Annotated in this window: 12 protein-coding genes; 7 read left to right on the top strand and 5 right to left on the bottom strand. The window is 60.7% G+C overall.

From position 1 onward, the window contains the following. From AB4N84_RS12320 to pilG, 4 genes are all read right to left on the bottom strand, one after another. The gene (locus AB4N84_RS12320) at positions 1 to 2,043 is read right to left on the bottom strand and encodes a methyl-accepting chemotaxis protein (RefSeq protein WP_074752371.1); all 2,043 of its coding nucleotides are present in this window, start codon (positions 2,041 to 2,043) and stop codon (positions 1 to 3) included. A 153-nt stretch (positions 2,044 to 2,196) separates the two neighbouring features. Beyond that, a complete protein-coding gene (locus tag AB4N84_RS12315; RefSeq protein ID WP_074752372.1) occupies positions 2,197 to 2,736 on the bottom strand; it encodes a chemotaxis protein CheW in 540 nt (179 codons plus the stop codon). A gap of 16 nt (positions 2,737 to 2,752) precedes the next feature. Continuing rightward, on the bottom strand, positions 2,753 to 3,118 hold the full coding sequence (gene pilH / locus AB4N84_RS12310) for a twitching motility response regulator PilH (protein ID WP_002551739.1): 366 nt from the start codon (positions 3,116 to 3,118) through the stop codon (positions 2,753 to 2,755). A 45-nt stretch (positions 3,119 to 3,163) separates the two neighbouring features. Continuing rightward, complete coding sequence (pilG, locus tag AB4N84_RS12305; RefSeq protein WP_074752373.1) at positions 3,164 to 3,574, bottom strand: twitching motility response regulator PilG; 411 nt, start codon at positions 3,572 to 3,574, stop codon at positions 3,164 to 3,166. Between the two features lie 264 nt (positions 3,575 to 3,838). Here pilG and gshB point away from each other — a divergent pair, with 264 nt between their 5' ends. From gshB to AB4N84_RS12270, 7 genes are all read left to right on the top strand, one after another. Then, positions 3,839 to 4,792, top strand: a complete 954-nt coding sequence (gene gshB / locus AB4N84_RS12300; protein ID WP_074752374.1) for a glutathione synthase — start codon at positions 3,839 to 3,841, stop codon at positions 4,790 to 4,792. Between the two features lie 247 nt (positions 4,793 to 5,039). Then, a complete protein-coding gene (locus AB4N84_RS12295; protein WP_460046529.1) occupies positions 5,040 to 5,942 on the top strand; it encodes an energy transducer TonB in 903 nt (300 codons plus the stop codon). Positions 5,943 to 6,201: 259 nt separating this feature from the next. Further along, a complete protein-coding gene (locus AB4N84_RS12290; RefSeq protein ID WP_074752376.1) occupies positions 6,202 to 6,771 on the top strand; it encodes a YqgE/AlgH family protein in 570 nt (189 codons plus the stop codon). After that, complete coding sequence (gene ruvX, locus AB4N84_RS12285) at positions 6,771 to 7,211, top strand: Holliday junction resolvase RuvX (RefSeq protein ID WP_062385462.1); 441 nt, start codon at positions 6,771 to 6,773, stop codon at positions 7,209 to 7,211. The genes AB4N84_RS12290 and ruvX overlap by 1 nt, the downstream gene beginning before the upstream one ends. A 103-nt stretch (positions 7,212 to 7,314) precedes the next feature. Continuing rightward, positions 7,315 to 7,839 carry a bifunctional pyr operon transcriptional regulator/uracil phosphoribosyltransferase PyrR gene (gene pyrR, locus AB4N84_RS12280; RefSeq protein WP_460046527.1) on the top strand — a complete coding sequence of 175 codons (525 nt, stop codon included), beginning with the start codon at positions 7,315 to 7,317 and terminating at the stop codon, positions 7,837 to 7,839. 12 nt (positions 7,840 to 7,851) lie between these two features. After that, the gene (locus AB4N84_RS12275; RefSeq protein WP_074752379.1) at positions 7,852 to 8,856 is read left to right on the top strand and encodes an aspartate carbamoyltransferase catalytic subunit; all 1,005 of its coding nucleotides are present in this window, start codon (positions 7,852 to 7,854) and stop codon (positions 8,854 to 8,856) included. Next, positions 8,853 to 10,124 carry a dihydroorotase gene (locus AB4N84_RS12270; RefSeq protein WP_074752380.1) on the top strand — a complete coding sequence of 424 codons (1,272 nt, stop codon included), beginning with the start codon at positions 8,853 to 8,855 and terminating at the stop codon, positions 10,122 to 10,124. Before AB4N84_RS12275 ends, AB4N84_RS12270 begins: the two co-directional genes overlap by 4 nt. A 57-nt stretch (positions 10,125 to 10,181) precedes the next feature. Here the strand turns inward: AB4N84_RS12270 and AB4N84_RS12265 are convergent, their stop codons facing one another. Next, complete coding sequence (locus AB4N84_RS12265; RefSeq protein WP_460046526.1) at positions 10,182 to 10,601, bottom strand: NINE protein; 420 nt, start codon at positions 10,599 to 10,601, stop codon at positions 10,182 to 10,184. Positions 10,602 to 10,723 lie beyond the last annotated feature (122 nt).

The raw sequence follows: 10,723 nt of genomic DNA, 5'->3' as shown, positions 1-10,723 counted from the left end.
TCAATGCTGATCCCTTGATGCCGGCAGTGTAAAACCGGACACCGAGCGGCGCATCTCGCTGGCCATCTTCGCCAGATTACCCATGCTCTGCGCAGTGGCGGCCGTGCCCGACGTGGTTTGTGTGGTGGTCTGCTGGATGACGGTCATGGTGGCTGAAATCTGCTGACCCAACGCAGCCTGCTGTTGCGCGGCATGGGTAATGCTTTCCACAAGCGCGGCGAGCACCTTGGAAACCCCTTCAATTTCTTCCAGCGCCACACCGGCATCCTGCGCCAATCGTGCGCCACGCACCACTTCGGTGGTCGTCTGCTCCATGGAGATTACCGCTTCGTTGGTGTCATTTTGAATCGCCCGGACCAGCGTTTCGATCTGCTTGGTGGCTGACGATGAGCGTTCGGCCAGACGCTGAACTTCGTCCGCGACCACCGCGAAACCGCGCCCGGCATCACCGGCCATGGACGCCTGAATCGCCGCGTTGAGTGCGAGGATGTTGGTCTGGTCGGCAATGTCGTCGATCAGGCTGACGATGTCGCCGATCTCTTGAGAAGATTCACCAAGGCGCTTGATCCGTTTGGACGTGTCCTGAATCTGCTCGCGAATGTTGTCCATGCCGTTGATGGTGTTGTGCACCACTTCGTTCCCCTTGTTGGCAATGGCCACGGAACGTTCCGCCACCGCGACCGACTCGGAGGCATTCGCCGACACCTGCTCCACTGAGCGGGACATGTCGTTGACCGCGTTGGACGCAGCCGCAATCTGCAGCGCCTGATGCTCGGACGCGGCTGCCAGTTGGGTCGCGGTGGTCTGAGTGTCCTTCACCGCGCCGAACACCTGCTCGGCCGTGAGGTTGATGGTCGCCACCAGCTCGCGCAGTTGATCGATGGAGTAGTTGATGGAGTCAGCAATGGCGCCGGTGAAGTCTTCGGTTACTGAGGCGGCCACCGTCAGATCACCATCGGCCAGGTCTTCGATTTCATCAAGCAGGCGCATGATCGCCGTCTGATTGCGTTCGTTCTTCTCGGCGGTTTCGCGCAACTGACGGTTGGTTTCGCGCACCATCACCAGGCCGATCAGGATGATCGACGCCAGGGCCAGCAAGCCCAGGATGTAGCCGCCGTAGCTGTTGGTGGCACGACCGCCCGCCAGGTGCTCAAAGCTGTTGGCCAGCACCGACGCTTCGTCCAGCAAAGTTTGCGACAGGTTGAAAATGTTGCCTGCAGCCTCGCGCACCTCCAGCAGTTCCGGCGACGTTTCCAGAATTTCGTCTACCGATCCCGACACGAACTGGAACAACTCGGCAATTTCCGCCAGGCGTGCTTTGGCGTCGCGGTCTTCGACCTGAGTGATTTTCAGCGTCGCATTGCCTTCCAGCATGCCGTTGAGTACGCGACCGAACTGGCTGGCGTCACGTCCGAAGGCGTCAGCGGCCTGCACGGCCGTTTCGTCACCCGACAGCACCGTGTTCACCGCCCCCAGAATGCGCTCAGCGAGCAAGGACTGACGCTGGGCAAGCGCGACCTGACTGGCAGGCGCGCGGTTCTGCAGAAGGATATCGACGACCTTTTCCGACTCGATCTGCAGTTGCGGAATGGTCTCGGCCAAGGTCGCCGCCACCTGATGCAGGGACAACACGGTTTGTTCGCGGGAGAGAATCACATCCGTGCTTTTTCGCAGGTTTTCCCAGTCAGTCTGCACGGCTTTGAGCTCATCGCCGACTTCAGCAGGCGCAGCGGGCAGGCCGGTGCTCTTGTCACCCTTTTTGAGGTATTGCCAACGGGTATCGAAGTCGTTTCGTGCATCGGCGAGCAGCTTGAACGCGGCCGCCTTGCCGGCCGCCGCTTCCGTGGCGTTCTTGGCGATCCGTTGTGACAACACGCGCAACTCGCCCGCGTGACCGATGTACTGCTTGTCGTAGTTGGATTGCGTGCTCAAGTACGCAAAGTTGACGAACAGCAACATGATAAAAACAATCAGGCCCACGAACAGCGCAATGATCTGCGAGCGGCTGCGTGCGCCTTCAAGTGACTTGCCGGTATTACTCATTTCTCAGGGCTCCGCCTGAAACTCGGTTTGTTTTTGGAGCGCTCGAACATCGACAGTCGGGATGCACACGACTTACGGCAGGCACGCCCGGTATCGCGGACACGTCCGCGCCTGCGAAGACGATATGCGCCTTCGGTGCTCTGCCCGACCGTATTAAAGCGCGACATCCATGAACCCCGGCGACTGCACCAGGATTCTGGGACTGAACACCCGCCAGGCCTGCTCACGCAAGAATCGACCTTGAACATACGGGGCAATGGCGGGATCGCTGTCTTCGAGCGATTCCGGCATCAGACTGCGTTCACTGAAGTGCTGCATCCCCAGCACCTCATCGACCAGTAACCCGGCGAAGACCTCATGATGATCGATCACCAGTACCCGGCGTTGCTTGCGCAGCGGCGAGAGTTCGTGACCGAAGAAAGCACACAGGTCCATGATTGGCAGCAGTCGCCCGCGCAGGTTCGCGACACCCTTGACCCAGGGTTTTACGCCCGGCAGCGTTGCATAACGTGGCTCGTGGAGAATTTCATCGACCTCGCCCATCGGCGCCACGTAGTAACGCTCGCCCATACGGAAGCCAATGCCGCTCCAGCCTTGCTGCCGGGTTTCCTGCAAAGGCAGTCCGGCAGCCAGCGAGCGGCAGCGCTGGTCGATATCGAGCAGCAGTTGAAAGGCGGTTTGCGACCGGGCCATGAACGCTGGCCGGCCTTCAGCCCGCCAGGACCGCGTTCAGGGTTTTCATGAGGGTTTCTTCATCCACGGGCTTGGTCAGGTAGTCCCGCGCGCCTTGGCGCTTGCCCCAGACTTTATCGGTTTCCTGATCCTTGGTGGTAATCATGATCACCGGGATCATGTTGGTGTCAGCGTCTTTGGTCAGCTGACGGGTCGCCTGAAAACCGTTCAGGCCGGGCATGACGATGTCCATCAGCACAGCGTCGGGTTTTTCCTGACGCGCCAGCGCAACGCCGTCTGCACCATTTTCAGCCTTGAGGACCTCGTGGCCGTGTTTTTCCAGCATCCCGGTCAGCTTGTACATTTCAGTCGGCGAGTCATCGACGATCAGAATTCGAGCCATGGTGCTTCCCCATAGAAACAGCCGCCCCTGGGTGAGGGCACGGCATCAAGATAGTTGTTGTTCTACTGCAACGAACCCTGGCACATGGGCCTTGATCGCACTGAGCAGTTCTTCCTTGCTAAACGGTTTGGTCAAAAACTGATCAGAACCGACAATTCGCCCCTTGGCCTTGTCGAACAGCCCGTCCTTGGAGGACAACATGATCACCGGCGTAGACTTGAATGCCCGGTTGTTCTTGATCAACGCGCACGTCTGATACCCGTCGAGCCTGGGCATCATGATGTCGACAAATATGATTCTCGGATGATTATCAGCAATCTTGGCCAGCGCATCGAAGCCGTCTACGGCGGTGATCACTTCACAGCCGACGTTTTTCAACAGGGTCTCGGCGGTGCGACGAATCGTTCGCGAGTCGTCGATGATCATCACTTTCAAAGGGGCTGAATGCTGTTCCATGTCTGCTCTACCATCGCCGCGGCGATTCAGATGGGCTGCCTTCTGCCGGGCGTCTGGTGCTGGTCGGATCGCCAACCCCCTTTCTAGAGGGTTCGAATGACAACTGACGTGACGTCAGATGCCGAGCCTTTTTAGCACACTCTCCAGACGCAATCCATAAAGCAAATGCGCCACGCTTGCCCCTTGACCCCAAGCCTGCGCAGCGCCACCCTGACGCCTGTTTTCGGCCCGTTGCGGCCATTACCGATCAGAGGATATTGCCCCATGAGCATTCGCCTGGGAATTGTCATGGACCCTATCGAGCGCATCTCCTATAAAAAGGACAGCTCGTTGGCCATGCTCCTTGCAGCGCAGGCGCGCGGCTGGTCGCTGTTCTATATGGAACAGCACGACCTTTATCAGGATGCCGGGCAGGCCCGCGCGCGGATGAAGCCGCTTAAAGTGTTTGCCGATCCGGCGCACTGGTTCGAACTGGAGGCTGAAGTCGACAGCGGTCTGAACGACCTGGACGTGATCCTGATGCGTAAGGATCCGCCGTTCGACATGGAATTCGTCTACGCGACTTACCTGCTCGAGCAAGCCGAGCGTGCGGGCGTGCTGGTGGTCAACAAGCCGCAGAGCCTGCGTGACTGCAACGAAAAGCTGTTCGCGACGCTGTTTCCGCAGTGCACGCCGCCGACGCTGGTCAGCCGCCGCTCGGACATCCTGCGTGAATTCGCCGCCAAGCATGGCGACGTCATTCTCAAGCCGCTGGACGGCATGGGTGGCGCGTCGATCTTCCGTCATCGCGTGGGCGACCCGAACCTGTCGGTGATTCTGGAAACCCTGACGAACCATGGCCAGCAGCAAATCATGGCGCAAGCGTACCTGCCTGCTATCAAGGACGGCGACAAGCGCATCCTGATGGTGGACGGTGAGCCTGTGCCTTACTGTCTGGCACGTATCCCGGCCGCCGGCGAAACCCGTGGCAACCTGGCTGCGGGCGGCCGAGGCGAAGCGCGTCCCCTGACTGACCGCGACCGCTGGATCGCCGCCGAAATCGGCCCGACCCTGCGCGAAAAAGGTCTGTTGTTCGTAGGACTGGACGTGATCGGCGAGCACCTGACCGAAATCAACGTCACCAGTCCGACCTGCATCCGTGAAATCGACAACGCGTTCGGCACGGACATTGGCGGGATGCTGATGGATGTGATCGAGAAGAAGCTGCAGGCCCGGTAGCGCAGCGTTTCTGTAGGCGCGCGCTGGCCCGCGATTAAGGTATGTCCGCCAATAACGATGTCGAATGTACCGACGTCATCGCGAGCAAGCGCGACCCTACAGTGGCGGTGCATCGTTTGTGCCGCCCACTAATCGGCCCGCCGATATCAAAGCCCAAGAACCCTCTGACATTGCGTTATCATGCGCGGCCTGAATTTCGCCCTAGGTGGGTTTCCGCAATGCTGGTTTGTGTGATTCCGGAGCGTCGATGAACGCTGCGGTCGACAGTGATCTCCCGATGGCCCTGACCCGTACCGCTGTGCGCCCGGCCGATCGCCTGGGTTTTACCCTGATGATCGCAGCCCTCGTGCACTTGGCGCTGATCCTTGGCGTGGGCTTCACCTACGTCAAACCCGAGAAGATCAGCCAGACGCTGGAAATCACCCTCGCCCCATTCAAGAGCGACACCAAGCCCAAGGATGCTGACTTCCTCGCCCAGGAAAACCAGCAAGGCAGCGGCACCCTCGACAAAAAGGCTGTGCCCAAGACCACCGAAATCGCGCCGTACCAGGACACCAAGATCAACAAGGTGACGCCTCCGCCCGCTGCCAAACCGGTGGTCAAGCAGGAAGCGCCCAAAACAGCTGTCGCCACCAAGGCGCAGGCGCCGCAAAAGACCGTCGCCAAGCGCGACGAAGTCAAACCCGAAGAAGCCAAGAAAGCCGCGCCGACGTTCGACAGCGCTCAGTTGAACAGCGAAATCGCCAGCCTGGAAGCCGAACTCGCCGATGAGCAGCAGGCGTATGCCAAGCGTCCGAAAATCCACCGCCTGAGCGCTGCATCGACCATGCGCGACAAAGGCGCCTGGTACAAAGAGGACTGGCGCAAGAAGATCGAGCGCATCGGCAACCTCAATTACCCCGAAGAAGCCCGGCGCCAGCAGATTTACGGCAGCCTGCGGATGATGGTGTCGATCAACCGTGACGGCTCTTTATATGAAGTGCTGGTGCTTGAGTCGTCCGGGCAGCCGTTGCTGGACCAGGCCGCTCAGCGAATTGTGCGCCTGGCGGCGCCATTTGCACCGTTCAGCGGCGACCTGGCCGATATCGACCGGCTCGAAATCATCCGCACGTGGAAGTTCGCCCGCGGGGACAAGCTGTCCAGTAACTGATTGAGTTAGGGGAGCCACTGCATAGCAGCCACTGTAGGAGCGTGGCTTGTGTCTGGGCCGCATTCGGACGATCTGCCGGGTACCGGCAGCAAAACCTGTGAATGCGGTCAATCAGGCGCACCCTGCTGACCGAATGTGCGACGGGTCCCCCGCCGATCGTCCGAATGCGGCCCAGACACAAGCCACGCTCCTACAGTTTTTGCGTCATGCACTAATCCCGTAGTTGTCACAACAGCCCCGCAGCGCCACACTAGGGCTCATGAAAAACGTCACTCCGTCGTACCTCAAGCATCAATTTCTGATCGCCATGCCCCACATGCACGATGAGAACTTCGCTCAGACCTTGACCTACATCGTCGAGCACAACGCCAATGGCGCAATGGGTCTGGTGATCAACCGACCGCAAAGCCTGTCGCTGGCGGACATTCTGGAGCAGTTGCGCCCTGAAATGTCGCCACCCGTTCGCTGTCAGCACATCCCTATTCACGGCGGCGGCCCGGTTCAAACCGATCGCGGCTTTGTCCTGCACCCGACCGGCCAGATTTTTCAGGCCACGGTCGATCTGGGCGGCATCTCGCTGTCCACCTCTCAGGACATCCTGTTTTCGATCGCCGACGGCTACGGACCTGATCAAAATTTGATCACCCTCGGCTATGCCGGTTGGGATGCCGGGCAGCTCGAAGCCGAATTCGCCGCCAACGCCTGGCTGAACTGCGCGTTCGACCCCGCGATTCTGTTCGAACTCGACAGCGAACAACGCCTCGATGCGGCGGCTGCCAAACTGGGCGTGAACCTGAATCTGCTGACCAGCCAGGCGGGCCACGCCTGATGGCCGCACTGCGCCTGCTGCTGGGGTTCGATTACGGCACCAAACAGATCGGCGTGGCTGTCGGTCAGGTCATCACCGGCCAGGCCCGCGAGCTGTGCACCCTGAAAGCGCAGAACGGCGTTCCGGACTGGGACAAGGTCCAGGCACTGATCACCGAGTGGAAGCCCGACGCCATTGTCGTCGGCCTGCCGCTGAACATGGACGGCACGCCCAGCGAAATGAGCGCCCGCGCCGAGAAGTTCTCGCGCAAGCTCAACGGCCGGTTCAACCTGCCCGTGTACACCCATGACGAACGCCTGACCACCTTTGAAGCCAAGGGGGAACGCATGTCGCGCGGCGGGCAGCGTGGCAGCTACCGCGACAATCCGGTGGATGCCATTGCCGCAGCGCTTCTGCTGCAAGGCTGGCTGGAAGCCAACAGCGCACTGTTCGACACGTGAGCGTCTTACACTGCGCGGCACTGCACTGCATTGAACAGCACTGAATTCGAGTTTAAGCCCGGCCAGCCGCAACGCATGGGACCGGGCTTCTGAAGGAGCGACCATGAGCACCCTGCCCAACCCCGCCGAACTGATCAGCCAGATGGCGATCGACCTGAACGCGCACCTGCATAAACGTGGCATCAGCGAGCCGCGTTTCATCGGCATTCGTACCGGCGGCGTCTGGGTCGCTCAGGCCCTGCTCCAGGCACTGAACAGTCAGTCCCCGCTCGGCACGCTGGACGTGTCTTTCTACCGTGATGACTTCAGTCAGAACGGCCTGCACCCGCAAGTGCGCCCTTCCGAGCTGCCGTTCGAGATCGAGGGCCAGCATCTGGTGCTGATCGATGACGTATTGATGAGCGGGCGAACCATTCGTGCCGCCCTGAACGAGTTGTTCGATTACGGCCGGCCGGCCAGCGTCACGCTGGTATCGCTGCTCGATCTGGACGCTGCCGAGCTGCCGATTCGTCCGAATGTGACCGGCGCGACGCTCGATCTGTCTCCGAACGAGCGGGTCAAGCTGTCCGGTCCAACGCCACTGACGCTTGAACTGCAAGACCTTTCTACCGATTCCGCCGCCCTCTAAGAGTCCTTTGCGATGACGCCTCTCGACGCCAAGCGCCCGCTGCAACTGAACCATCAGGGTCAGCTGCAACATTTTCTCTCGCTCGACGGTTTGCCCCGCGAACTGCTGACTGAAATCCTCGACACCGCCGATTCGTTCCTCGAAGTGGGCGCCCGAGCGGTGAAAAAAGTGCCGTTGTTGCGCGGCAAAACCGTGTGCAACGTGTTCTTCGAGAACTCGACCCGTACGCGCACCACCTTCGAACTGGCCGCGCAACGGCTGTCGGCGGACGTCATCACCCTGAACGTGTCGACCTCCTCGACCAGCAAAGGCGAGACCCTGTTCGACACGCTGCGCAACCTTGAAGCGATGGCGGCCGACATGTTCGTCGTGCGTCACGGCGATTCGGGCGCGGCGCACTTCATTGCCGAGCACGTCTGCCCGCAGGTGGCGATCATCAACGGCGGCGACGGCCGTCATGCACACCCGACGCAGGGCATGCTGGACATGCTCACGATCCGCCGCCACAAGGGCAACTTCGAGAACCTCTCGGTGGCCATCGTCGGCGACATCCTGCACTCGCGCGTGGCGCGCTCGAACATGATCGCGCTCAAGGCGCTGGGCTGCCCGGACATCCGCGTGGTCGCCCCCAAAACCCTGCTGCCGATTGGCGTCGAGCAGTACGGCGTGAAGGTCTACACGGATCTGGCCGAAGGCCTGAAAGACGTCGATGTGGTGATCATGCTGCGCCTGCAACGCGAGCGCATGTCAGGCGGCCTGTTGCCGAGCGAAGGCGAGTTCTACCGCCTGTTCGGCCTGACCACCGCCCGTCTGGCAGGCGCCAAGCCGGATGCCATCGTCATGCACCCCGGCCCGATCAACCGTGGCGTGGAAATCGAGTCGGCGGTGGCCGACGGCGCACATTCGGTGATCCTCAATCAAGTGACCTACGGCATTGCGGTGCGCATGGCCGTGTTGTCCATGGCCATGAGTGGCCAAACCGCCCAACGCCAGTTCGAGCAGGAGAACGCGCAGTGAAGTTCAGCATCATCAACGCTCGCGTCATCGACCCTGTCAGCGGTCTGGATCAAGTCATCGACGTTCACCTGGAAGCCGGAAAGGTCCTCGCCCTCGGCGCGGCACCGACGGACTTCACACCCTCGCAAACCATCGACGGCACAGGGCTGGTTGCAGCACCGGGCCTGGTCGATCTGAACGTATCCCTGCGCGAGCCGGGATACAGCCGCAAAGGCAGCATTGCGTCGGAAACCCGCGCGGCCGCAGCCGGTGGTGTGACCAGCCTGTGCTGCCCGCCCCGGACCAAGCCCGTCCTGGACACATCGGCGGTTGCCGAGCTGATTCTGGATCGCGCGCGCGAAGCCGGACACAGCAAAGTGTTTCCGATCGGCGCACTGAGCAAAGGCCTGGAAGGCGACCAACTGGCTGAGCTGATCGCCCTGCGCGACGCCGGCTGCGTGGCGTTCACCAACGGTCTGGTCAATTTCAGCAGCAACCGCACGCTCTGCCGCGCACTGGAATACGCGGCGACGTTCGACCTGACGGTGATCTTCAATTCGCAAGATGGCGATCTGGCGCAAGGCGGACTGGCACACGACGGCCCGACCGCTGCGTTCCTGGGCTTGCCAGGCATTCCGGAAACCGCTGAAACCGTCGCACTGGCCCGTGACCTGCTCCTGGTCGAGCAAAGCGGCGTGCGCGCTCACTTCACACAGCTGACCAGCGCGCGCGGCGTGGCCTTGATCGCACAGGCTCAGGCCCGTGGCCTGCCAGTGACCGCTGACGTGGCGTTGTATCAACTGATCCTCACCGACGAAGCGCTGATCGACTTCTCCAGCCTTTACCATGTGCAACCGCCGCTGCGCACCCGCGCTGACCGCGATGCATTGCGTGAAGCGGTGAAGTCCGGCGTGGTTCAGGCCATCTCCAGCCACCACCAGCCACACGAACGCGACGCCAAGCTGGCACCGTTCGGTGCGACGGAGCCAGGCATCAGCAGCGTCGAATTGCTGCTGCCACTGGCGATGACGCTGGTCGAGGACGGCCTGCTTGACCTGCCGACGCTGCTGACGCGGCTGAGCGCAGGCCCTGCGGCGGCCTTGCGCCTGCCAGCGGGTCGACTGGCTGCTGGCGCGCCTGCGGATTTGGTGCTGTTCGATCCCGCCGCGTCTACCGTCGCTGGCGAGAAGTGGCTGTCGAAAGGCGAAAACTGCCCGTTCCTCGGCCATTGCCTGCCAGGTGCGGTGAAGTACACGTTTGTCGATGGGCGGATCAGTTACATCGGTTGATTAAAGCGGCCATGCCCGCATGGGCATGGCCGAATAGATCATCTGCAGGCGCGTGAATTACCCCCGCTGTGCGTTCTTCATGGAGATCTGATCATTCAGCGTCCAGAAGTCGTACAGCACCCCCAGAAACGCAAACCCGCCCGTCAGCAGGTAAAGGATGCCGGTGATCCACTTGCCCTGGTACATCCGGTGCACACCGAACACACCCAGAAATGTCAGCAAGATCCAGGCAACGCTGTAATCGGTGGTGCCCGCAGTGAATCTCAGGTCCGCCTCACGATCCATCGAAGGGATCAAAAACAGGTCGATCAGCCAGCCAATCCCGAGTAATCCCAAGGTGAAAAACCAGATCGTCCCGGTCACCGGCTTGCCGTAATAGAAACGATGGGAGCCGGTAAAGCCGACGATCCACAGCAGGTAACCCATGACCTTACTGTGAGTGTCCGGACGTTGAACGTCAGGGTGATAGGTGTTCATTGCTTACCTCTTTTGCTCCGATAGAAAAAAATATGCGTAAGTTTTGTGACTTTCGTATCGCTCTCCGACGTATGGCTTGAACCTCTGCCCATTCGCGCAAACCCTTGTTCTGCAAGGTGATG

The organism is Pseudomonas sp. S2_H01 (assembly GCF_054668305.1).
The sequence above is the reverse complement of the archived record's forward strand: the minus strand, read 5'-3'. Positions and strand labels throughout refer to the sequence as shown.